This is a genomic window from Streptomyces sp. NPDC047869, assembly GCF_040704065.1.
In the GTDB taxonomy this organism is placed as follows: Bacteria; Actinomycetota; Actinomycetes; order Streptomycetales; family Streptomycetaceae; genus Streptomyces.
This window is the reverse complement of sequence record NZ_JBEYRK010000003.1, coordinates 326,557-347,977: the sequence shown is the minus strand read 5'-3', so window position 1 is coordinate 347,977 and position 21,421 is coordinate 326,557. Positions and strand designations below refer to the sequence as shown.

At 71.1% G+C, this 21,421-nt stretch carries 21 protein-coding genes, 1 tRNA gene, 1 pseudogene and 1 riboswitch; of the genes and pseudogenes, 10 read left to right on the top strand and 13 right to left on the bottom strand.

Translation table 11 applies throughout. The features are described 5' to 3' along the window. Window positions 1-2 precede the first annotated feature (2 nt). Window positions 3-473, top strand: a complete 471-nt coding sequence (locus AB0924_RS06320; protein ID WP_366910793.1) for a hypothetical protein — start codon at window positions 3-5, stop codon at window positions 471-473. A gap of 14 nt (window positions 474-487) precedes the next feature. Here AB0924_RS06320 and AB0924_RS06315 read toward each other — a convergent pair whose 3' ends face one another. Then, on the bottom strand, window positions 488-946 hold the full coding sequence (locus AB0924_RS06315) for a type II toxin-antitoxin system PemK/MazF family toxin (protein WP_366910792.1): 459 nt from the start codon (window positions 944-946) through the stop codon (window positions 488-490). A 239-nt stretch (window positions 947-1,185) separates the two neighbouring features. On the opposite strand from AB0924_RS06315, the gene AB0924_RS06310 reads away from it, so the two are divergent. Further along, on the top strand, window positions 1,186-1,938 hold the full coding sequence (locus tag AB0924_RS06310; protein ID WP_366910791.1) for an MBL fold metallo-hydrolase: 753 nt from the start codon (window positions 1,186-1,188) through the stop codon (window positions 1,936-1,938). A 68-nt stretch (window positions 1,939-2,006) separates the two neighbouring features. Here AB0924_RS06310 and AB0924_RS06305 read toward each other — a convergent pair whose 3' ends face one another. Together AB0924_RS06305 and AB0924_RS06300 are read right to left on the bottom strand one after the other, a co-directional pair. Continuing rightward, a complete protein-coding gene (locus tag AB0924_RS06305) occupies window positions 2,007-3,272 on the bottom strand; it encodes a PTS transporter subunit EIIC (RefSeq protein ID WP_366910790.1) in 1,266 nt (421 codons plus the stop codon). Between the two features lie 170 nt (window positions 3,273-3,442). Further along, window positions 3,443-4,741, bottom strand: a complete 1,299-nt coding sequence (locus AB0924_RS06300) for a PTS transporter subunit EIIC (protein WP_366910789.1) — start codon at window positions 4,739-4,741, stop codon at window positions 3,443-3,445. Between the two features lie 221 nt (window positions 4,742-4,962). Between AB0924_RS06300 and AB0924_RS06295 the strand changes: the two genes are divergently transcribed. From AB0924_RS06295 to AB0924_RS06285, 3 genes are all read left to right on the top strand, one after another. Further along, window positions 4,963-5,196, top strand: a complete 234-nt coding sequence (locus AB0924_RS06295; protein ID WP_199210715.1) for a glucose PTS transporter subunit EIIB — start codon at window positions 4,963-4,965, stop codon at window positions 5,194-5,196. 77 nt (window positions 5,197-5,273) lie between these two features. After that, the gene (gene rph / locus AB0924_RS06290; protein ID WP_358930456.1) at window positions 5,274-6,011 is read left to right on the top strand and encodes a ribonuclease PH; all 738 of its coding nucleotides are present in this window, start codon (window positions 5,274-5,276) and stop codon (window positions 6,009-6,011) included. A gap of 124 nt (window positions 6,012-6,135) precedes the next feature. Further along, on the top strand, window positions 6,136-6,537 hold the full coding sequence (locus AB0924_RS06285) for a hypothetical protein (RefSeq protein ID WP_358930458.1): 402 nt from the start codon (window positions 6,136-6,138) through the stop codon (window positions 6,535-6,537). A gap of 103 nt (window positions 6,538-6,640) precedes the next feature. Here the strand turns inward: AB0924_RS06285 and AB0924_RS06280 are convergent, their stop codons facing one another. Genes AB0924_RS06280 through AB0924_RS06265 form a run of 4 tightly spaced genes read right to left on the bottom strand, consistent with a single transcriptional unit; the run spans window position 6,641 to window position 9,958 of the window. Then, window positions 6,641-7,366: a DUF1707 domain-containing protein gene (locus AB0924_RS06280; protein ID WP_366910788.1), complete on the bottom strand. Its 726-nt coding sequence runs from the start codon at window positions 7,364-7,366 to the stop codon at window positions 6,641-6,643. Between the two features lie 9 nt (window positions 7,367-7,375). After that, a complete protein-coding gene (locus AB0924_RS06275) occupies window positions 7,376-8,344 on the bottom strand; it encodes an ATP-binding cassette domain-containing protein (RefSeq protein ID WP_366910787.1) in 969 nt (322 codons plus the stop codon). After that, window positions 8,341-9,108, bottom strand: a complete 768-nt coding sequence (locus tag AB0924_RS06270; protein ID WP_358930584.1) for an ABC transporter permease — start codon at window positions 9,106-9,108, stop codon at window positions 8,341-8,343. Before AB0924_RS06270 ends, AB0924_RS06275 begins: the two co-directional genes overlap by 4 nt. A 49-nt stretch (window positions 9,109-9,157) precedes the next feature. Beyond that, window positions 9,158-9,958, bottom strand: a complete 801-nt coding sequence (locus tag AB0924_RS06265) for an ABC-2 family transporter protein (RefSeq protein WP_366910786.1) — start codon at window positions 9,956-9,958, stop codon at window positions 9,158-9,160. A gap of 1,806 nt (window positions 9,959-11,764) precedes the next feature. Here AB0924_RS06265 and AB0924_RS06260 point away from each other — a divergent pair. After that, window positions 11,765-14,287: a transglycosylase domain-containing protein gene (locus AB0924_RS06260; protein WP_366910837.1), complete on the top strand. Its 2,523-nt coding sequence runs from the start codon at window positions 11,765-11,767 to the stop codon at window positions 14,285-14,287. Between the two features lie 9 nt (window positions 14,288-14,296). On the opposite strand, the gene AB0924_RS06255 is transcribed toward AB0924_RS06260, so the two are convergent. The 3 genes from AB0924_RS06255 to AB0924_RS06245 form a co-directional block, all read right to left on the bottom strand. After that, a complete protein-coding gene (locus tag AB0924_RS06255; protein ID WP_358930466.1) occupies window positions 14,297-14,617 on the bottom strand; it encodes an SMR family transporter in 321 nt (106 codons plus the stop codon). 33 nt (window positions 14,618-14,650) lie between these two features. Then, a riboswitch (guanidine-III (ykkC-III) riboswitch) is annotated at window positions 14,651-14,721 on the bottom strand. Window positions 14,722-14,795: 74 nt separating this feature from the next. Then, window positions 14,796-15,098, bottom strand: coding sequence for a co-chaperone GroES (locus tag AB0924_RS06250; protein ID WP_250400707.1), 303 nt, complete (start codon window positions 15,096-15,098; stop codon window positions 14,796-14,798). 113 nt (window positions 15,099-15,211) lie between these two features. After that, the gene (locus AB0924_RS06245) at window positions 15,212-15,541 is read right to left on the bottom strand and encodes a DUF3618 domain-containing protein (RefSeq protein ID WP_358930467.1); all 330 of its coding nucleotides are present in this window, start codon (window positions 15,539-15,541) and stop codon (window positions 15,212-15,214) included. Window positions 15,542-15,633: 92 nt separating this feature from the next. On the opposite strand from AB0924_RS06245, the gene bcp reads away from it, so the two are divergent. From bcp to AB0924_RS06225, 4 genes and pseudogenes are all read left to right on the top strand, one after another. After that, a complete protein-coding gene (gene bcp / locus AB0924_RS06240) occupies window positions 15,634-16,101 on the top strand; it encodes a thioredoxin-dependent thiol peroxidase (RefSeq protein ID WP_366910785.1) in 468 nt (155 codons plus the stop codon). Between the two features lie 147 nt (window positions 16,102-16,248). Beyond that, window positions 16,249-16,889, top strand: a pseudogene (locus tag AB0924_RS06235) (HNH endonuclease signature motif containing protein). Next, window positions 16,886-17,542: an HNH endonuclease gene (locus AB0924_RS06230; protein WP_358930473.1), complete on the top strand. Its 657-nt coding sequence runs from the start codon at window positions 16,886-16,888 to the stop codon at window positions 17,540-17,542. The pseudogene AB0924_RS06235 and the gene AB0924_RS06230 overlap by 4 nt, the downstream one beginning before the upstream one ends. Window positions 17,543-17,555: 13 nt before the next feature. Next, window positions 17,556-17,638, top strand: a tRNA-Leu gene (locus AB0924_RS06225). Between the two features lie 43 nt (window positions 17,639-17,681). Here the strand turns inward: AB0924_RS06225 and rdgB are convergent. The 3 genes from rdgB to AB0924_RS06210 all read right to left on the bottom strand — a co-directional run bounded on the left by rdgB (window position 17,682) and on the right by AB0924_RS06210 (window position 21,394). Further along, window positions 17,682-18,284 carry an RdgB/HAM1 family non-canonical purine NTP pyrophosphatase gene (gene rdgB, locus AB0924_RS06220; protein WP_358930475.1) on the bottom strand — a complete coding sequence of 201 codons (603 nt, stop codon included), beginning with the start codon at window positions 18,282-18,284 and terminating at the stop codon, window positions 17,682-17,684. Between the two features lie 112 nt (window positions 18,285-18,396). Next, the gene (locus AB0924_RS06215) at window positions 18,397-19,935 is read right to left on the bottom strand and encodes an MFS transporter (RefSeq protein ID WP_358930477.1); all 1,539 of its coding nucleotides are present in this window, start codon (window positions 19,933-19,935) and stop codon (window positions 18,397-18,399) included. Window positions 19,936-20,065: 130 nt separating this feature from the next. Continuing rightward, window positions 20,066-21,394, bottom strand: coding sequence for a DUF445 domain-containing protein (locus tag AB0924_RS06210; protein ID WP_358930479.1), 1,329 nt, complete (start codon window positions 21,392-21,394; stop codon window positions 20,066-20,068). Window positions 21,395-21,421: the final 27 nt, after the last annotated feature.

Sequence of the window (21,421 nt, the reverse complement as noted above, 5' to 3'; positions counted from 1 at the left end):
CCATGCGTCGAACCACGACCCTCGCCCTCGCGGCAGCCGCGCTGCTCCTCGCGGGCTGCGGCTCGCAGAGCGGCGGGGACGGCGGGGACGACACCGGGGGCGGCAGCGGCAAGGTGTCACCGTCGGCGAGCGGCACACCGTCCTCCGGCGGGTGCGTCCCCCAGGCCGAGCTGACCGCCGCCGACAACGGCCACACCCTCTGCCTGACCAAGGGCGGCGAGCTGCGGCTCACCCTCGACGGCACCAAGGACCGTCCCTGGAAGCCGGTCTCGGCGAGCGGCCCCGCCCTGGAGGCGATCAACTCGGGCTTCGTCATCCAGCCGGGTGACGCGAGCGCCGCCTACCGGGCGAAGACCGCCGGCACGACGAAACTGACGTCCTCCCGGCCCATGTGCCCCGAGCCCACGGCCTCCGGCCAGGTCTCCTGCAAGGGCATCCAGGAGTGGACGGTCACGGTGACGGTCCGCCAGTAGCCGTTCCGTCCCGCTCAGCCCGCGAGGTGCCGCACCTGGTCCCACAGGACCGGGTCGACCACGCCCACCCGGCGCCGGAACTCTCCCATCGGCACCTCCCGCAGCTCGTCGGTCTGCAGGAAGCTGGGCCGCCCGTGCGCGTCGCCGACCGCGCCGGGCGGCAGCGGGATCACCCCGGCACGCTCGTCGTGGTACTTGCTGGTGATCTTCGCGACCGTGGCCCGGTTGCCGCGTACGGCCAGCACCAGACAGGGGCGGTCCTTGGACTCGGCCCGGTCCTCGTAGGGCACGTTCGCCCACCAGATGTCCCCGGGGTGCGGACGCGTCAGGGCCCGGTCCCGGACCCCCGGTCGCCCGGGCGGCCGCAGCCTGCGCCCGCCGGGCCGCCGGCCCCGCCCCCAGCCGTCCACGAGCGTCGCGACCAGCGCGAGCAGTACCACCGCCGCGAGCGCCAGCCACCAGGACGTGTCCATGAGGACGACGTTACCGGCGCGCGCCCGGCATTGCGCGCCCTCTTCTGTTCTTGCGCGCTCCCAGTCCAGCCGAACCGGTGACAGCACAGGTGAGTTCGCCCACAACAGCCCCTGGTGGAGGAGCGACCCGTGCTTTTGCGCCTTACGCTCGACGGACCGCACGACCCCCTTCGCCATGCCCCGGCCCGCTGTGCCGGCTCCTCGCCCGCCGCCTTTCTGCCAACGGAGGTTTCTGCTTCATGAAGCTCACCGTCGTCGGCTGCTCGGGGTCGTTCCCATCCGCGGAATCGGCCTGCTCGAGCTACCTCGTCGAGGCCGACGGCTTCCGGCTGCTCCTCGACATGGGCAACGGCGCCCTCGGCGAGCTGCAGCGCCACTGCGGTCTGTACGACCTCGACGCGATCTTCCTGAGCCACCTGCACGTCGACCACTGCATCGACATGTGCGCCTACTTCGTCGCTCGCTACTACCGCTTCGACGGCGGCCGCTGCGGCCCGATACCGGTCTACGGCCCCGAGGGCACCGAGCACCGCCTGACCACGGCCTACGCCGACACCCCCTCCGCCTCCTCCATGAGCGAGGTCTTCGACTTTCACACGGTCAAGCCGTCGACGTTCGAGATCGGCCCGTTCACCGTGCACACCGAGCGAGTGCGGCACCCCGTGGAGGCGTACGGGATCCGGATCGAGCACGGCGGGAAGGTGCTGACGTACTCCGGCGACACGGGCGTCACCGGGACGCTGGACGAGCTGGCCCGGGACGCGGACCTGTTCCTGTGCGAGGCCGCGTTCACGTACGGCAAGGAAGACATCCCGGACCTGCACCTCAACGGCCGTGAGGCCGGCGAGACGGCGGCCCGCGCGAACGCCCGCCACCTGGTCCTCACCCACATCCCTCCCTGGACCGATCCCCAGCTCAACGCGGCCCACGCCCGCGAGGTCTTCACCGGCCGGGTGGACCTGGCGGCACCGGGGACGACGTACGAGATCTGACCCCACGGCACGCACGAAGAGGCCCCCGGAGCCGAGCGGCTCCGGGGGCCTTCGTCATGCCGGGGAGGCTACTTGGCCTCCGCCTTCTGCAGCTCCGCCAGTTCCTCGTCGGACTCACGGCCCGGCGTCGGCAGGTTGAACTTGATGATCGCGAAGCGGAAGACCACGTAGTAGACGACCGCGAAGCACAGACCGACCAGGACCAGGCCCCAGGGGTTGGTCGCGATGCCCAGGTTCAGGCCGAAGTCGACCACGCCCGCCGAGAACCCGAACCCGTCCTTCATGCCCAGCGCCCAGGTCAGCGCCAGCGAGACGCCGGTGAGGACCGCGTGGATGGCGTACAGGACCGGCGCGATGAACATGAAGGTGAACTCGATCGGCTCGGTCACACCGGTCACGAACGAGGTCAGCGCGATCGAGAACATCATGCCGCCGACGACCTTGCGGCGCTCCGGACGGGCGCAGTGCACGATGGCCAGGCAGGCCGCCGGGAGGCCGAACATCATGATCGGGAAGAAGCCGGTCATGAACTGTCCGGCGGCCGGGTCGCCGGCCAGGAAGCGGGCGATGTCGCCGCTCTTGCCGTGGTAGTCGCCGGCCTGGAACCAGGGGAACGAGTTGAGCAGGTGGTGCATGCCGATCGGGATCAGCGCGCGGTTGGCCACACCGAAGATGCCGGCGCCGACCGCGCCCGACCCCACCAGCCACTCACCGAAGTTGTGCAGACCCGTGCCCAGGACCGGCCAGATGTAGCCGAACACGATGCCGAGGATCAGGCCGGCGAAGGCCGACAGGATCGGGACCAGGCGCCGGCCGCCGAAGAAGCCCGCCCAGTCGGGCAGCTTGGTGCGGTAGAAGCGCTGGTAGATCAGGGCGACCACGATGCCCATCACCACACCGCCGAGGACCTTGGCGTCCACCGGCGCGTCCACCATGACGACCTTGCCGTCGACGGCGGTCGCCACCTTCGGCAGGTTCTTGTCGGTGAACGTGCCCAGCACGTTCTTGAAGACCAGGTAGCCGACGACCGCCGCGAGCGCGGTCGAGCCGTCCGACTTCTTGGCGAAGCCGATGGCGATGCCCACGGCGAACAGCAGCGCCATGTTGTCGAGGATCGCGTTCCCGCCGGCGGCCATGAAGCCCGCTATCTTCGTCAGGAACGTGGGGAACGACGGGCGTCCCAGCATGTCGGTGTTGCCGAGGCGCACCAGGAGGGCGGCGGCCGGCAGGACCGCCACCGGCAGCATGAGGCTGCGGCCGATGCGCTGCAGCACAGCCATCGCGCCGGCGCCCTTCTTCTTCTCGGCCGCGGGAGCGGCGCTGGCCGTGGTCACAACTTCCTCCATGTGGGCATGGCGCCGCCCGTGCGTGGGGGAGGGAGGACGGCGGCGTCTCTGGTCTACACCACTCAGTGGTGTAGACCTGTTGTAGCACGATGAAGGCGGTGTAAGGAACCCGCGATTCCCGTTACCGCCGCGCTACTCGCCGTGCCCCTCGAAGGCGCCTATGCCTTGGTGACGTCCTCCACCTCCTCCGCCCGCTCCCGCCCCGGCGTCCGCAGATCGAACCTGGTGATCGCGAAGCGGAAGACCACGTAGTAGATCGCGGCGAACACCAGGCCGATCGGAATGATCAGCCACGGCTTCGTCGCCAGGTGCCAGTTGATGACGTAGTCGATCAAACCGGCCGAGAAGGCGAAGCCGTCGTGCACGCCCAGCGCCCACGTCACCGCCATCGAGACCCCCGTCAGCACCGCGTGGACCGCGTACAGCGCCGGCGCGATGAAGAGGAAGGAGTACTCGATCGGCTCGGTGATGCCCGTCACGAACGACGTCAGCGCCACCGACAGCATCAGCCCGCCGACCTCCTTGCGCCGCTCCGGCCGCGCGCAGTGCGTGATGGCCAGCGCCGCCGCCGGCAGCGCGAACATCATGATCGGGAAGAACCCCGAGGTGAACTGCCCCGCGTTCGGGTCGCCCGACAGGAACATGTTGATGTCGCCGTGCACCACCGTGCCGTCCGGCTTGGTGTAGCTGCCGAACTGGAACCACAGCGGCACGTTCAGGAACTGGTGCAGCCCGATCACCAGCAGCGCCCGGTTGGCGACGCCGAACAGCCCCGCGCCCCACGGCCCCGCGTCACGCAGCCAGTGGCCGAAGCTCTCCAGGCCGCTGCCGACCGGCGGCCAGACCCACAGGCACAGGCCCGCGAAGAGGATGGCGACGAACGACATGATGATCGGCACCAGCCGGCGCCCGTTGAAGAAGCCCAGCCAGTCCACCAGCCGGGTGCGGTGGAAGCGGGCCCAGAAGAAGGCCGCAAGCAGGCCCATCACGATGCCGCCGAAGACGCCAGGGTTCTGGAAGGTGAAGGCCGTCACCGACCCGTCCGACACCTGGCAGCCGACGTGCTCGACCGCCTTCGAGCCGGCCGGGCAGTCCTCCGGGAACTCGTGCAGCACGCCGTAGTAGACGAGGAAGCCGGCCACCGCCGCGAGCGCCGTGGAGCCGTCGGCCTTCTTGGCCATGCCGATCGCCACGCCCACGCAGAACAGCAGCGGCAGCCCCAGCGAGCCGTCGAGCAGCGCCCCGCCCGCGCCCAGCATCACCTTGGAGACCGTGGTCCAGCCGAGGCCGCCCTCGCCGACCACGCCCGGCTGGGCCAGGCCGATCAGGATGCCCGCGGCCGGCAGCACCGCGATCGGCAGCTGGAGACTGCGGCCCATCTTCTGCAGGCCCTGGTACAGCCGGTGCAGCCGGACGCGCGCCGGGCCGGCCGCGTCCTCGGCGCTGTCGGCGCTCATCGGCGTCCTCCCTGAACCCCTCGGCCTCGGACCCGGCCCGGCGGCCGAACCCGTCGGCGCACAAGCCGGTTTGGCTACCGTCCCCCCGGTGGTGTAGACCAGTCGGCGGACGGTTCCGCTGTGGTGATCGCCATCATTGGGCACGTACCGCACGGCCGCTCGCGAAGATGGGCCAACTGTGGGTTACTGCGACAAAGCGGTTCGGATCAGGGAGAAGCAACATGGCCAGCAAGGCTGAGAAGATCGTCGCCGGCCTCGGCGGCATCGAGAACATCGAGGAGATCGAGGGCTGCATCACCCGGCTCCGCACCGAGGTCTCCGACCCCTCGCTCGTCGACGACACCGCCCTGAAGGCCGCCGGCGCCCACGGCGTCGTCAAGATGGGCACCGCCATCCAGGTCGTCATCGGCACCGACGCCGACCCGATCGCCGCGGAGATCGAAGACATGATGTGAGGCTCCCGGTTCACCTGGAAGGGGCACTTCCCGACGCGGGACGGGCCCCTTCCGCGTGTACGGCTAGGCTCGTCCGCATGTCTCGAATCGACGGCCGCACCCCCGAACAGCTCCGCCCGGTCACCATCGAACGCGGCTGGAGCAAGCACGCCGAGGGCTCCGTCCTCGTCTCCTTCGGCGACACCAAGGTCTTCTGCACCGCCTCCGTCACCGAAGGAGTCCCGCGCTGGCGCAAGGGCAGCGGCGAGGGCTGGGTCACCGCGGAGTACTCCATGCTGCCCCGCGCCACCAACACCCGCGGCGACCGCGAGTCCGTCAAGGGCAGGATCGGCGGCCGCACCCACGAGATCTCCCGGCTCATCGGCCGCTCCCTGCGCGCCGTCATCGACTACAAGGCGCTCGGCGAGAACACCATCGTCCTCGACTGCGACGTCCTCCAGGCCGACGGCGGCACCCGCACCGCCGCCATCACCGGCGCCTACGTCGCCCTGGCCGACGCCGTCGCCTGGGCCCAGGGCCGCAAACTGATCAAGGCCGGCCGGCAGCCGCTCACCGGAACCGTCAGCGCCGTCTCCGTCGGCATCGTCGACGGGGTACCCCTCCTCGACCTCTGCTACGAGGAGGACGTGCGCGCCGAGACCGACATGAACGTCGTCTGCACCGGCGACGGCCGCTTCGTCGAGGTCCAGGGCACCGCCGAGGCCGAACCCTTCGCCCGCGAGGAGCTCAACGCCCTGCTCGACCTCGCCGTGGCCGGCTGCGACCAACTCGCGGCGGCCCAGCGGGCGGCCCTGGCGGCCGCCCTCGCAAAGTAAAGGGACCGCCAAAAAAGCCGGTACGCGGGGGCAACCCCCGCATCCTTGCCGACGTCCCTATGGGTACGGGCGCGCGGCCACCGCCGTGCGCCCGGCCAGCCGTACCAGGGGAGGGACCAACACCATGGCCGCCAGCCGACGCCGAAGCCGGCTCACCGCCGTCGCCGCCGCCCTAGCGACCGCCGCGCTCACCGCCGGCCTCACCACCGGCTGCGACGCCGTGAACAAGGCCCTGGACTGCGTACAGACCGCCGACTCCATCGCCGACAGCGTCACCGACCTCCAGCAGGCCGTGGAGAACGCCGGCGACGACCCCACGCAGGCCGACGCCTCCCTCGACTCCATCGAGAAGAACCTCGACAAGATCGGCGACAAGACCGACGACGCCGACGTCAACAAGGCCGTCGACGACCTCTCCAAAGCCGTCGACAACGTCCGTGCCGCCATCAAGAACGGCGACCACACCCCCGACGTCAGCCCCGTCACGGACGCCGCGGGCGAACTGACCAAGGTCTGCACCTCGTAGCCACGGACCGCCGACGCCGGGGGAGTGCGCTCACCCCCGGCGACGGGCACCGCGAGCCCGGCCGCCAGGGCCCGCGCGCCCGGCACGATCCGAACGGGAGACCCTAGTCCCGCTCCCGGTCCGCACGCCGCGCCCGGTGCAACTCGTGCCGCGCCTCCTTGCGCTCCAGCCGCTCCTGCCGGCGCTGCTCCTTCAGCCGCTGCCGCTCGGCCCGGGTCACCTTGCGCTCGACGCCCACCCCGCCCCAGAAGGCGAAGCCACCGATGACCACCCGCGGGGCGCCCGGCTCCGGCGGACCGTCGTCCCTCGGGTGCTCGAAGCCGCCCATCACGCCGATGCCCCGGACCACCACCTCGACGCCCGGCGGCACGATCACCTGCACCCCGCCCATGACGGCCACGCAGTTGATCTCCACCTCGCGGTCCGCGAAGTTCGCCTCCCGCAGGTCGATCTCACCACCGCCCATGAAGGCGAAGCAGTTGAACCGCTTCGGCACCGTCCAGCGGCCCCTGCGTTCGAACCCCGACAGCACCGCGAACCCGCCCGCCGAGGAGCCCTCGCCCCCGACGATCCGGCCCGCCCAGCCACCCCGCTCCGCGGGCGCCTTCGAGAACGAGACGGGAGCGGGCACCGCCGCGCCGCCGGCCGGCAGATCACGGGTGATCGGCGTCAGCTCACCGTACGTACGCGCGCTGTACGTCGCCTCCAGCCGTTCCTCGAACTCCCCCATGTCCAGGCGCCCTTCGGCGAGGGCGTCCCGCAGGACCTCGGCGACCCGCTCACGGTCGGCGTCGGACGCCCGGAGGTCCGGACTTGCGTCGTCGGTCATGGCAGAAGCCTACGAGACCGCCTTCTCCGCGTACATCTTCGCGATGACCGCCTCGATGTCCGGCTCCCGCACCGACAGGTCCACCAGCGGATACCCGGCCGCGATGTGCGCCACCAGCGGCGCCGCCGACTGCCCGGCCGGGAACGCCAGCCACTGCCGCGGCCCCGCCACCCGCACCACCCGGCACGACGGCGCCTCGATCGGCGGCAACTCCCGCTCCAGGTCCACCACCAGCGTCCGCTCCCCCTCCCCGGCCTCGTGCAGCCCGGCCAGCGCGCCGTCGTACATCAGCCGCCCGTGGTCGATCACCATCACCCGCGAGCACAACTGCTCGATGTCCTGAAGGTCGTGCGTCGTCAGCAGCACCGTCGTACCGCTCCCGGCGTTCAGCTCCTTCAGGAAGCCCCGCACCTTCGCCTTGGACACCACGTCCAGACCGATCGTCGGCTCGTCCAGGTACAGCACCTCCGGATCGTGCAGCAGGGCCGCCGCGATGTCCCCGCGCATCCGCTGCCCCAGCGACAACTGCCGCACCGGCACGTCCAACAGGTCGCCCAGCTCCAGCAGTTCGACACAGCGGTCCAGGTTCTCCCGGTAACGGGCGTCCGGGATCCGGTACATACGGTGCGCCAGCCGGTAGGAGTCGATCAGCGGCAGGTCCCACCACAACGTCGTCCGCTGCCCGAACACCACACCGATCCGGTGCGCCAGCCGGGTCCGCTCCCGCGACGGATCGATCCCCGCCACCCGCAGCCGGCCGCCACTCGGCATGAGGATCCCGGTCAGCATCTTGATCGTCGTCGACTTCCCGGCCCCGTTCGGGCCGATGTAACCGACCATCTCGCCGCGCGCCACGGAGAACGAGATCGAGTCCACCGCCCGCACCTGCCGCCGCTCCCGCTTCATGAACCCGGTCTTGCGGCGCACCTCGAAGACCTTCTCGACCCGGTCCACCTCGATGAACGTGTCCACCGTCAACTCCCTGTACTCCGATACGACCGAAGGCCCGCCCGCCACGCCAGTCCCGCCGCCGCGCAAGCCGCCACCGCCACCAACGGCGGCGCGAACGCCGCCCCCTGCGGCAGCCCGCCCAGCGGATACGGCCGCCCCAGCACATAGGCGGCCGGCACCCAGTTGACGAAGGCCAGCGGGAACATGAAGGTCACCCCCCGCACCAACTCCTTGCCGAACACCGTCGGCGGGTACTGCAACAGCGTCTGCCCGCCGTACGTGAACGCGGCCTGCACCTCGGACGCGTCCTGCGCCACGAACTGGAAGGCCGCCCCCGCCACGAACACCGCGGAGAAGATCACCCCGCCGCAGACCAGCATCCCCGGCACCATCAGCACCTTCACCGGCGTCCAGGCGATGTCCGACGCGACGAGCGCGTAGCCCAGCACCAGCACCCCCTGGGCGATACGGCCGACCCGGCGCAGCGCGAACCGGTCGGCGGCGACCTGCGCCAGCACCGGCGCGGGCCGCACCAGCAGGGTGTCCAGCGTGCCGTCGCGCACCCGGCGGCCCAGCCGGTCGGCCGAACCGATCGCCAGGTCCGCGACACCGAACGACGTCGCCGACAGCCCGTACAGAAACGCGACCTCGGGCAGCGAGTAGCCGCCGAGCACGTCGACCCGGGAGAACATCAGCATGATCGTCACGAAGTCGAGGCCGGTCACGACCAGCCCGCCGAACGCGGTCATCACGAAGGACGCCCGGTAGGCCAGCGTGGAGCGGATCCACATCCCGGCGATCAGCCGGTAGGCGCGCAGCCCCTCGGCCAGCGGCCTGTACTCACCCACCCTGGACCACCACCCGCCGGGCCGCCGCCGTCTGCACCAGCCGCCCCACCGCCAGCAGCACCACCGCCCACGCCGCCTGGAACAGGAACGAGGGCAACGGGTCGGCCGTCCCCATCAGCACATCCGCCGGCACCTGGACCTGCGCCGCCCACGGCAACGCCCGCACGACCTCGCCGAGTGCCCCGGGAAAGGCGTTCAGCGGCAGAGTCATCCCCGAACAGAAGATGCCGGTGACCATCAGCGCCTGCAGCGCCCCCGTGCCGTCCATCAGCCAGAACCCGGTCAGCGCCACCAGGTAGCGGATACCGAAGCTGACGATCATCGCGAGCGCCACGGAGACCAGGAAAGCCAGCCACGTCCCCACCGCGTCGGGCAGCGCCGTCGGGAAGACCAGCGCCCCGAACGTGAACGGGACCACCCCGCGCCCGAGCAGCTGGAACAGCGCCCGGCCCAAATCGTTCGCCAGCCACCACACTTGGAGGTCCACCGGCCGGTACAGGTCGATCGCGACCTCACCCGTACGGATGCGTTCCATGAACTCGGCCTCAAAACCGCCCCCCTGGATCGCCAGCGTCGCGTACAGGGCCTGCCCCAGCCAGACGAACGTGACGGCCTGCGCCTGGTCATAGCCCCCGAGGTGCGGCTTCTCGTCCCACAGCGCCAGATACGTGTAGACGAGGACGAGTCCGAAGACCGTGTTCGTGAACACCCCTGCCGCAGTGGCCGCCCGATACGTCGCGTACCGTCTGAATCCCCCCGTCGCGACGGCGGCGTACAACCGTCCCGCGCCCACGTCAGTCAACCTCCCCGGACCGCTCGACACCGAAGCGCAGGAGCCTAGTCCGGAGGCCCGGCGGCCGGCGACGCATTTTCGTCCCGGAAGCGTGCCGGAATCCGGGAACGGATCGCCAGGTGCGAGAGTCTTCAAACCGGGGGCGCAGAAGGCGTACGAGGCGTACGGGAAACGTACGACGCGAAACAGGAGTCCGTGCACGACATGAGCGACGAGCCGCAGCCGCAGCAGCCGAACAAGGGCGGGGCACCGGAACAACCGCTGCCGGCTGCAGGGCCCGCACAATCCGGTGAGGCCGCCGGCGGTGCCACCGGAGACACCCGATCCGAAGAAGGTGACGACCGGGACCGGGGCAGCGACAAGGACCGGCCGGATTCGAACCAGGGCCAGGGCCGCAACCGGGGCCGGGAGGGTTCGGCCGCCGGGCCGGCTCGGGACGGCCAGGAGAAGAAGGCCGCGTCGCCGGCCGACGGCAGCTCCGGCGGTCAGTCGTCGCCGGGTGCCGGCGCGGACCAGGCCGCCCGCGCCCGCCGCGCGGCGCTGGCCGCCCAGATGGGCCGGGCCGCCCGCGCCGACGACGGAAGCACCGGCGCCGGGGCACCCCGCAAGCCGCAGGGCGGCCTGCCCGCCCAGCAGGCGGGACAGCCGCGGGAGCCCGGAAAGCCCGAGGGCGCCGAGCCCCGCAGGCCCGGCGTGCCTCCGCGGGCGCCCGGCAAGAACGAGAATCCCCGGAAGCCGGGAGCCGAGGGGCCACAGCGTCCAGGCGTGCCGCCGCAGTCGGGCCAGCCGCAGGGCTCTGGCAGGACCGAGGGTTCCGGCGGTCAGGCGGCCGAGCGTTCCGCCGGGTCCGCGCGTCCCGGCGTGCCGCCGCAGTCGGGCAAGCCGCAGGGGTCCGGCAGGTCCGAGGGTTCCGGCGGTCAGGCGGCCGAGCGTTCCGCCGGGTCCGCGCGTCCCGGCGTGCCGCCGCAGTCGGGCAAGCCGCAGGGCTCTGGCAGGTCCGAGGGTTCCGGCGGTCAGGCGGCCGAGCGTTCCGCCGGGTCCGCGCGTCCCGGCGTGCCGCCGCAGTCGGGCAAGCCGCAGGCACCGGGGAAGCCCGGCCGGCCGGGCCAGTCGCCGCAGGCGCCCTCGCAGTCTCCGGGCTCCGACGCGCCGACGGCCGACCGGTCGGCCGGAACCCGGCGACCCGGGGTCCCTCCGCAGGCGCCCGGCGAGGGCGAGGGCTCCCGCAAGCCCGGGGCCGGGCAGTCCCGGGGGTCTCAGCGCCCCGGGGTGCCTCAGCAGTCCGGGCAGTCGCAGGAGCCGGGGGAGTCCGGGCGCTCCGAGCAGCAGGCGGCCGAGCGTTCCGTCCCGCCCCGGCGCCCCGGGGTACCCGGCCAGGCGGGGGAGCCGCAGAACTCCGCCAAGTCCGACGGCACCCGGAACCCGGCGGCCGAGCGGCCCACCACCCGGCGCCCCGGGGTACCCGGCCAGGCCGCGCAGCCGCAGACGTCGGCCAAGCCGCAGGGCCCGGAGAAGTCCGAAGAGCCCAACGCGGCCGAGAGCACCCAGGTACTCGGGCGCGTCAACGCGCCCCGCGCCTCCGCCGCCGCCGAGGGAGCCGAAGCGGCCCGTAAGCGCGGCGGCGGGAAGGCGTCCGGCGGCCCACAGGGACCCGGAGACGCCCAGGCACCCGAGACGACCCAGGTCCTCCGCAAGGTCAAGGCCCCCACCACACCCGAGCAGACCCGCCCGGGCAACGGCACCACCGCCGCGAAGAGCGGCCAGGCCGCCACGCCCGGCGGCGCCAGGAAGGGCCCCCGGGCAGCCATGGCCGGCAGTGCCGCCGCGGCAGCTCAGGCCGCCGCCGGCAGTGGCGCCGCCCAGGGCGCCCGGACCGCGACGGCCAGCGGCGGCGCGGCCAAGGCCGGGGCTGCGGCGGCCGGAGACACGGCCACCACCGCCACCGAACCCACCGCCACCGCCAACGCGGCCGGCGGCGGAGCCGGAGGCGGCAAGGGCAAGAAGCCCAAGCGGCCCAAGCGAACCGGATGGCGCCGCCTCCTCCCCACCTGGCGCATGCTGCTCGGCACCTTCGTGATCGGCGTCATGCTGATCATCGGCCTGTTCTTCCTCGGCTACTCGCTCGTACAGATCCCGTCCGCCAACGCCCTCGCGACCAAGCAGAGCAACGTCTACCTCTACGCCGACGGCTCCCAGCTCGCCCGCGACACCCGCGACAGCAAGGTCAACCGCGAGAACGTCAGCCTCGCCCAGGTCTCCAAGGCCGCCCAGCACGCCGTACTGGCCGCCGAGGACCGCGACTTCTACTCCGAGTCCGCCATCGACCCCAAGGCCATGCTCCGCGCCGGCTGGAACACGGCCCTGGGCAAGGGCAAGCAGTCCGGTTCGACCATCACCCAGCAGTACGTCAAGAACTACTACCTGGCCCAGGAACAGACCGTCACCCGCAAGGCCAAAGAGTTCTTCATCTCGATGAAGCTGGACCGCGAGAAGTCCAAGGACGACATCCTCGAGGGCTACCTCAACACCAGCTACTTCGGCCGCAGCGCCTACGGCATCCAGGCCGCCGCCCAGGCCTACTACGGCAAGGACGCCCAGGACCTCGACCCGGCCCGCGCCGCCTACCTCGCCGCACTCGTCAACGCCCCCAGCGAATACGACGTCGTCGCACACCCCGAGAACAAGCCCGCCGCCGTCGCCCGCTGGAACTACGTCCTGGACGGCATGGTCAAGGAAGGCTGGCTCGGCAAGAGCGAGCGCGCGGGCCTGAAGTTCCCCACGCCCAGGCAACAGACCCTCCCCAACGGCCTGTCCGGCCAGCGCGGCTACCTCGTCGACGCCGTCAGGCAGTACCTGATCAGCAACGACATCGTCACCTCCGACCAGCTCGAGGCCGGCGGCTACCGCATCACCACCACCATCCAGAAGAACCGGCAGAACGCCTTCGTCAAGGCCGTCGACGACCAGCTCATCTCCAAACTCGACAAGAAGAACCGCAAGGCCGACAACTACGTCCGCGCCGGCGGCGCCTCCGTCGACCCCAAGACCGGCAAGATCGTCGCCATGTACGGCGGCATCGACTACGTGAAGCAGTACACCAACGGCGCCACCCGCGGCGACTTCCAGGTCGGCTCCACCTTCAAGCCCTTCGTGTTCACCTCGGCCGTCCAGAACAGCTCCACCACCCAGGACAGCCGCCCCATCACCCCGAACACCATCTACGACGGCACCAGCAGGCGCCCCGTACAGGGCTGGACCGGCGGCGGCTACAACCCCGCCAACGAGGACGAGAAGTCCTACGGCGACATCCCCGTCCGCAAGGCCACCGACCTCTCCGTCAACGCCGTCTACGCCCAGATGGCCGTCGACGTCGGCCCCGCCAAGGTCAAGCAGACCGCCGTCGACCTCGGCATCCCCGAGGACACCAAGGACCTCCAGCCCTACCCGTCCATCGCCCTCGGCACCGCCACCGCCAGCGTCCTCGACATGGCGGAGGCCTACGCCACGCTCGCCAACCACGGCCAGCGCGCCACGTACACCATGGTCGAGAAGGTCACCAAGGACGGCACCCAGCAGATCGAACTGCCCGAGCGGCAGACCAGGCGGGCCGTCACCCGCGAGGCCGCCGACACGACCACCTCGATCCTCCAGAGCGTCGTCGACAACGGCACCGCAGTCGCCGCCCAGGCCGCCGGCCGCCCCGCCGCCGGCAAGACCGGCACCGCCGAGGAGGACACCGCCGCCTGGTTCGCCGGCTACACCCCCGACCTCGCCACCGTGGTCTCCGTCATGGGCCAGGACCCCGTCACCGCCGCCCACAAGTCGCTCTACTACGCCCTGGGACAGCCCCGCATGAACGGCGGCGGCCCGCCCACCGCCATCTGGGCCCAGTACACCCGCGACGCCCTGAAGGGGAAGCCGGTCAGCGACTTCGACCTCCAGCTCCAGCAGGGCGCCGACCAGACCCAGGCCCCCATCGACCCCTCCGGCGACCCGAGCACCGGCTCCCAGGACGACGCCGGCACCACCGGCACGCCCACCGACGGCACCACCACCGGCAGCACCCCCACCACCGACGGCGGCACCACCGGCAGCACCCCCACCACCGACGGAGGAACCACCGACGGCGGCACCACCACCGACAGCGGCGGCACCACCACCGACGGAGGAACCACCGACGGCGGCGGAACCACCACGGGCGGCGGCACCAACGGCGACCCGACCACCGGCGGAGGCACGGACACCGGCGGCGGCACACCCGGCGGCAACACCGGAGGCCTCGACACGGGCGGTGGCACCGACACCGGTGCCACCGGAGGCCAACCCTAGGACCGCCCGTCAGTGACCGCCGGTCGCCTTGAGCCCCACCACGGCGACCAGCAGCAGACAGACGAAGAAAATACGGGCGGCGGTGACCGGCTCACCCAGCACCACCATGCCGAGCACCGCCGCACCGGCCGCCCCGATCCCCACCCACACCCCGTACGCCGTACCGATCGGCAACGTCTTCGCCGCGTACGACAGCAGCACCATGCTGGCCACGATCCCGGCACCCGTGAACACACTCGGCACGAGCCGGGTGAACCCCTCGGTGTACTTCATCCCCACCGACCAGGCCACCTCGAGCAGACCGGCGACAACCAGCAGAACCCACGCCACGACGACACACCTCCGGCAGACGAACCCATTCCTGGTGCGTCGTCTTTGCCTGCGTCCCGGTACGGCGCGTCTCGTCGGGCTCCTCCGAACATAGCAAAGCAACGGCGGAGGGGCCGGTGACCGCAGTCACCGGCCCCTCCGCCGTTGCCGAACCCAGCGCTACCCGCTACCCCCTGCCTCAGAGGTACAGGCCCGTGGAGTCCTCCGCGCCCTCGAACCGGTCCGCGGCCACCGCATGCAGATCCCGCTCCCGCATCAGCACGTACGCCACACCCCGCACCTCGACCTCGGCCCGGTCCTCCGGGTCGAACAGAACCCGGTCACCCGGCTCCACGGTCCGCACGTTCTGACCCACCGCGACCACCTCGGCCCAGGCCAGCCGACGCCCGACCGCCGCCGTCGCGGGAATCAGGATGCCGCCGCCCGACCGCCGCTCACCCTCACCCGTCTCCTGCCTGACCAGCACCCGGTCATGCAGCATCCGAATGGGCAGCTTGTCGTGATGGGGCGTGCTCTGCACGTTTCTGTTGGCGCTCACGCTTCGAACCTACCTGCCTCCGGCACGCCCGTACGAGCCCGGGTCGCCCCGGCCGCTCAGCGGCCGCGCCGCCGCACACTCAGCGCGAGCAGCCCCACCAGCCCGACCGCGACCAGCGTCACCGGCACCACCCGCTCCAGGCGCGGCGCGCCCTCCTCATCCACGAACTGCGCCCTGACGTCACTCACCACCCGGTTGACCTGGACATACGCCCGCCCAACCGTGTGATCGAGATTGGCGACGACCTTGGCCTTGGCGTCCCCGACGATCGTCTTCGGGTGCACCCGCACCCCGATCTCATCGAGCGTCTCGGCCAGTACTTCGCGGCGGCGCCTGATGTCCGCCTCGATCTCTGCCGGGGTTCTGGTGTCCGACGTGTCCGCCACCGTACGGCCTCCGAAGTCTCCTGATGCTGTCCTGGACAGTCTGTCAGTTCCCAGTCAGGCCGCACCGCAACGCCCCCCGTTACGCTGGACCGATGATCGAGCGACTCCAGACCGGCGACGTGGCCCCCGCCTTCACCCTCCCCGACGCCGACGGCAACCAGGTGTCCCTGTCGGACCGCAAGGGCCGCAAGGTCATCGTCTACTTCTACCCCGCGGCGCTGACCCCCGGCTGCACCAAGCAGGCCTGCGACTTCACGGACAACCTCTCCCTCCTGGCCGACGCCGGCTACGACGTCATCGGCATCTCCCCGGACGAGCCGGAGAAGCTCGCCAAGTTCCGCGAGAAGGAGTCCCTGAAGATCACCCTCCTCGCCGACCCCGACAAGAAGACCACCGAGGCCTACGGCGCCTACGGCGAGAAGAAGAACTACGGCAAGACCTACATGGGCGTCATCCGCTCCACGATCATCGTCGACGAGGAGGGCAAGGTCGACCGCGCCCTCTACAACGTCCGCGCCACGGGCCACGTCGCAAAGATCATCAAGGACCTGGGGATCTGACACCCCGCCTCCGCAGCTTCAGCGGCCCGCCCGGGAGGTCTCCGGCGCGGGCCGTTCCGCGTTCTCGGAAATCGTGCGTGACTGTCCGATGACCGGTTCGTTACTCCGTGCGGGCTGCGAACACGCAGCCGGAACGGAGGGGGCTCGATGGGGGCCAGCGCGTACCCCAGGGAGCGGCTGGAGGCGGCTGCTCAAGGGGCGCGGACGTTGTCGGAGGCACTGGTCGGTTGGGCGTGAATCCGCAGAGCTCGACGCGGCGATACGTACTCGGACGCATGAAGAAGCTGGGCGTCGACGTCTCGCACTTCGAGCGGGAGGGAGTGAAGTGGACACGGGAGATCCTGGAACAGGCGGTGGCCGCCTCGACGAACATGTGCGAGGTGCTGCGCCGGCTCGGGCTGGACGTCGTGGGCGGCCATCACACGCACATCAGCCGACGCGTCAAGGCGTACGGGATCGACACCTCGCACTTCCGGTTGCCAACGCAGCGGGGGAAGACCTGGCGCGCCCGAACCCCGGACGCCTTGCTCGTCGAGCAGTCGGTCGACCGAGCCCGGCGCATTCCGAGCGACCGGCTGAAGTGGGCGATGACGCGCATCGGCATTCCGGAGCGTTGCGCCCGGTGCGGCACAGGACCGGTGTGGCGAGGGCGTCCGCTTCCGCTGGAGGTCGATCACATCGACGGGAACTGGCGTGACAACCGCATCGCCAACCTCCGGCTCCTCTGCCCTAACTGTCATTCGGTGACGGACAACTATCGCGGTCGCGGTAAGGGCCGAGCCCTATGAGCGGCGGCGCGCGGTACACGCGCGAGCGGTTGGCGGAAGCCGCTGAGCAGTGCTCCAGCCTGGAGGAGGTCATCGCCTTCTTCGGTACTCGCTCCTACGACAGGCTGCGGCGATACCTCACAAAGAGGTTCGCGCACTTCGGAATCGACATCTCGCACTTCTCCGAGTCCGGCAGAACTGCCCGCCCAGCACGGGAGGCGCTGCTGGTGGCGGTCGTTGAGTCGGTCTCCATCGCCGAGACACTGCGGCGCCTTGAACGTCCGGACACAGGTGCTCAGCGGGTGTGGCTACGTCAGTGGCTCGCCGAAGAGGGTATTCCCACCGACCACTTCCTGGGGCAGGCGCACCAGCGCGGTAAGACCCACCCGGAAAGGGCCAGGCGCTGCCAGGAAGTCCTGGTCAGGCATGAGGGCCGACGTCGCACACGGTCTCATCTGCTACGTCGCGCGCTCAAGGAGGTGGGCGTACCGGAGGAGTGCGCCGAGTGCGGGATCGGCCCCGAGTGGCTGGGGCGGCCGATGACGCTGGAGATCGACCACGTCAACGGGGATTGGAGCGACGACCGGCGCGAGAACCTGCGGTTGCTGTGCCCCAACTGCCACGCGATCACCAGTACGTGGTGCAGAGGCGGAAGTCGCACGCATCCCCGGTAACATGGGCGCGCACGCGGCCGTTGCTGAATGGTATAAGCAGAGGTTTTAGGTGCCTCGGGGCATTTGCCCATGTGGGTTCGACTCCCATCGGCCGCACGCCCGGAGGGGCCGCCCGTACGGACGGCCCCTCCCGCGTCACTCAGCCCAGCAGCTCCCGCACCACCGGCACCAGCGCCCGGAACGCCTTGCCCCGGTGGCTGATCGCGTTCTTCTCGTCGGGGCTCAGCTCCGCGCAGGTGCGGCTCTCGCCGTCCGGCTGGAGGATCGGGTCGTAGCCGAAGCCGTTCGTGCCGGCCGGGCTGTGCCGCAGGATGCCCCTGAGCTGCCCCTCGACCACCCGTTCCGTGCCGTCCGGCAGGGCCAGCGCCGCCGCGCAGGCGAAGTGCGCCCCCCGGTGTTCCTCCGCGATGTCGGAGATCTGGGCCAGCAGGAGGTCCAGGTTGGCCTTGTCGTCGCCGTGGGCGCCCGCCCAGCGGGCGGAGAAGATGCCGGGGGCGCCGTTCAGGACGTCGACACAGAGGCCGGAGTCGTCCGCGACGGCGGGGAGGCCGGTGGCCTGGGCCAGGGCGTGGGCCTTGAGGAGGGCGTTCTCCGCGAAGGTGACGCCGGTCTCCCGGACGTCGGGGATGTCGGGGTAGGCGTCGGCGCCGATCAGTTCGTGGGGGAGGCCTGCTTCGGCGAGGATGGCCCTCAGTTCGGTGATCTTTCCGGCGTTGCGGGTGGCGAGGATCAGGCGGGTCATGGGGGCCAGTATCCCTTGGCGGACGAAGCCCCCGGGGACCGGCTGGGTGGTCGCCGGACCGCGGGGGCCTCGTGCCGCGTGGGTCGTCGCCGGCGGGAGCCGGGGACGGTCGTCAGGGCCTGCCGGCCGCCGGAGGGGCCGAGGGGCCCTGGGTGCCGCGGGCCGGGCGGGTCGCCGCCTTGGCCTTGCTCGCGGCCGCGGTCAGCGGGCGGGCGATGTCCTCGAGGGACCGGCGTTCGGCGTTCACGGCGAGGAACGCGGCGACGAGACCGGCCGCGCACATCAGCCCGGCGCCGATCTGGAAGGCCAGGACGGTGTCGCCGACCTTGCCGGTGTTGGTGAGGTCGGCGAAGAGCAGCGGGCCGCTGATGCCGCCGGCGGCCGTGCCGAGGGCGTAGAAGAAGGCGATGGACATGGCCCGGGTCTCCATCGGGAAGATCTCGGAGACGGTCAGGTAGGCGCTGGAGGCGCCGGCGGAGGCGAAGAAGAGCACGGCGCACCAGCAGGCGGTGAGGGTGCCGGCGCTGAGGGAGCCGCGGTCGAAGAGCCAGGCGGTGCCGAACAGCAGCAGGCCGGACAGCAGGTACGTCGAGGAGATCATCACGCGGCGGCCGACGGTGTCGAAGAGGTGGCCGAGCAGCAGCGGGCCGCAGAAGTTGCCGACGGCGATGACGGCGAAGTAGTAGCCGGTGTGGTCGGCGGGTACGTCGAAGAACTTGGTCAGGATGGCGCCGAAGCCGAAGGTGATGGCGTTGTAGAGGAACGCCTGGCCGATGAAGAGGGAGAAGCCGAGGACGGAGCGCTTGCGGTACCGGCCGAAGACGGTGCGTGCGATCTCCATGAAGGTGACGCTCTTGCGCTGGTGGATCTCGAGTTCGCCCTCGGGCTCGGTGAGGGGTTCGCCCTTCTCCGCCTGTACCTGGCGTTCGATGCCGGTGACGATGTCCTCCGCCTCCCGGTCGCGGCCGTGGATGAGCAGCCACCGTGGGCTCTCGGGGACGTGCCGGCGGACGAGGAGGATGACCAGGGCGAGGACGGCGCCGAGTGCGAAGGTGAGGCGCCAGCCGACGTTGGCCGGGAGCAGGTCGGTGTTGAGGGCGAGGATGGAGAGCAGGGAGCCGCCGACGGCGCCGAGCCAGAAGCTGCCGTTGATGATGAGGTCGACGCGGCCGCGGTAGTTGGCGGGGATGAGTTCGTCGATGGCGCTGTTGATGGCCGCGTATTCGCCGCCGATGCCGAAGCCGGTGAGGAACCGGAACAGGAAGAACCACCAGGCCTCGGTGGAGACCGCGGTGAGGGCGGTCGCCGCGAGGTACACCGCGAGGGTGATCATGAAGAGGTTCTTGCGGCCGAAGCGGTCGGTGAGCCGGCCCCAGAACAGGGCGCCGACGCAGGCGCCGGCGACGTAGAGCGCGGCGGCGATGCCGGTGATCTGCCCGGAGCTGATGCTCAGCCCGCTGCCGGGTTCGGACAGGCGGCCGGCGATGTTGCCGACGACGGTGACTTCGAGGCCGTCGAGGATCCATACGGTGCCCAGGCCGATGACGATCGACCAGTGCCACCGGGACCAGGGCAGGCGGTCGAGCCGGGCGGGGATGTTCGTGGTGATGGTCCGGCCGCTCTGCGGTGCCGGTTCTGCGGCTGTGCTCATGGGCTCCCCTCAACGCCGAAGGACGGGGTACGGGTGCCCTGGCGGCGCCGGAGTAGGCCCGGGGCGGGCCCGGGCGGACCTGGGAGAGGTTCGGTGACAGGGGCGGGAGCAGGCCCGGGGCGGGTCGGTGTCAGGCGCCCACGGCGCGGGTGACGACGTAGATGAGCAGGCCCGCCAGTGAGCCGACGACGGTGCCGTTGATGCGGATGAACTGCAGGTCGCGGCCGATGTGGGCCTCGATCTTGCGGGTGGTGTGCTCGGCGTCCCAGCCGGCGACGGTGTCGGTGATCAGGGAGGTGATCTCCTTGCGGTAGGTGGTGACGACGTGCACGGCCGCGCCCTCGACCCAGCCGTCGACCTTCTGCTGCACCTTCGGTTCGCTCGCCATCCGGGTGCCGAGGGAGAGCAGCGCGGCCCGCACCCGCATGCGCAGTTCGCTGCGCTCGTCTCCGGCCGCCGCGACGACCATGGAGCGTACGGCGGTCCATGCGGAGGCGATGAGGTCCTGCACCTCGCCGCGGCCGAGGATGTCGGCCTTGAGCCGTTCGACGCGTGTGCGGGTGTCGGTGTCGGACTGCAGGTCGGAGGCGAAGTCGGTGAGGAAGCGGTCGAGGGCGCCGCGGGCCGGGTGGGAGGGCATGTCGCGCATCTCGGTGACGAAGCGCAGCAGTTCCTTGTAGACGCGGTCGCCGACCTTCTTGTCGACGAAGCGTGGGGTCCAGCCGGGGGCTCCGCCCTCGACGGCGCTCATCACGTCGGCGCGGTGCAGTTCCAGCCAGTCGTGGGCGCGGGCGACGACGAGGTCGACGACGCGTCTGTGGCCGCCGTCGGCGACGATCCGTTCGAGCATCTTGCCGAGGCCGGGCGCGATCTCCTGGATGTCGGCCCGCCGGGTGACGGCCTCGGTGACGACGGCCTGGACGTCCCGGTCGCGCATGACGGTGAGGGCGCCGCGCAGCGCGGTGGCGAGTTCGGCGGTGACCCGGTCGGCGTGTTCGGGTCGGGCGAGCCAGGTGCCGAGCCGGCTGCCGATGCCGACGGCGCGCAGTCGCTGCCGTACGACGTCCTGGGAGAGGAAGTTCTCGCCGACGAACTCGCCGAGGGAGACGCCGAGCTGGTCCTTCTTGGTGGGGATGATGGCCGTGTGGGGGATGGGCAGCCCGAGGGGGTGCCGGAAGAGGGCGGTGACGGCGAACCAGTCGGCGAGCGCGCCGACCATGCCGGCCTCGGCGGCGGCGGCCACGTAGCCGGCCCAGGGGCCCGCGCCCTGGTGTGTGGCGAGCCGGGCGAGTACGTAGACGAGGGCGACGAACAGCAGTAGTCCGGTCGCGGTGAGTTTCATGCGCCGTACGCCCCGCTGCCGTTCTTCGTCGGCGGGGGTGAAGGCGTTCATGGTGCGGTGCGACGTGGTCTGCTGTGCCGCCGTCCGGTCCGTTGTTCGTGTCTCGGTGTGTTCCATCAGCTCCACCCGTACTCCGCCTGTGCG

Excerpts from the sequence above, each read along its gene's own strand:
- AB0924_RS06250 (WP_250400707.1), bottom strand. The coding sequence starts at position 15,098 with ATGCTGCATGACCGGGTGCTGGTCAGGCAGGAGACGGGTGAGGGTGAG.
- AB0924_RS06315 (WP_366910792.1), bottom strand. The coding sequence starts at position 946 with ATGGACACGTCCTGGTGGCTGGCGCTCGCGGCGGTGGTACTGCTCGCG.
- AB0924_RS06230 (WP_358930473.1), top strand. The coding sequence starts at position 16,886 with ATGAGCGGCGGCGCGCGGTACACGCGCGAGCGGTTGGCGGAAGCCGCT.
- AB0924_RS06270 (WP_358930584.1), bottom strand. The coding sequence starts at position 9,108 with ATGTGGATCCGCTCCACGCTGGCCTACCGGGCGTCCTTCGTGATGACC.
- AB0924_RS06210 (WP_358930479.1), bottom strand. The coding sequence starts at position 21,394 with ATGGAACACACCGAGACACGAACAACGGACCGGACGGCGGCACAGCAG.
- AB0924_RS06285 (WP_358930458.1), top strand. The coding sequence starts at position 6,136 with ATGGCCGCCAGCCGACGCCGAAGCCGGCTCACCGCCGTCGCCGCCGCC.
- rph (WP_358930456.1), top strand. The coding sequence starts at position 5,274 with ATGTCTCGAATCGACGGCCGCACCCCCGAACAGCTCCGCCCGGTCACC.
- rdgB (WP_358930475.1), bottom strand. The coding sequence starts at position 18,284 with ATGACCCGCCTGATCCTCGCCACCCGCAACGCCGGAAAGATCACCGAA.
- bcp (WP_366910785.1), top strand. The coding sequence starts at position 15,634 with ATGATCGAGCGACTCCAGACCGGCGACGTGGCCCCCGCCTTCACCCTC.
- AB0924_RS06310 (WP_366910791.1), top strand. The coding sequence starts at position 1,186 with ATGAAGCTCACCGTCGTCGGCTGCTCGGGGTCGTTCCCATCCGCGGAA.
- AB0924_RS06280 (WP_366910788.1), bottom strand. The coding sequence starts at position 7,366 with ATGACCGACGACGCAAGTCCGGACCTCCGGGCGTCCGACGCCGACCGT.
- AB0924_RS06215 (WP_358930477.1), bottom strand. The coding sequence starts at position 19,935 with ATGAGCACAGCCGCAGAACCGGCACCGCAGAGCGGCCGGACCATCACC.
- AB0924_RS06295 (WP_199210715.1), top strand. The coding sequence starts at position 4,963 with ATGGCCAGCAAGGCTGAGAAGATCGTCGCCGGCCTCGGCGGCATCGAG.
- AB0924_RS06260 (WP_366910837.1), top strand. The coding sequence starts at position 11,765 with ATGGCCGGCAGTGCCGCCGCGGCAGCTCAGGCCGCCGCCGGCAGTGGC.
- AB0924_RS06300 (WP_366910789.1), bottom strand. The coding sequence starts at position 4,741 with ATGAGCGCCGACAGCGCCGAGGACGCGGCCGGCCCGGCGCGCGTCCGG.
- AB0924_RS06320 (WP_366910793.1), top strand. The coding sequence starts at position 3 with ATGCGTCGAACCACGACCCTCGCCCTCGCGGCAGCCGCGCTGCTCCTC.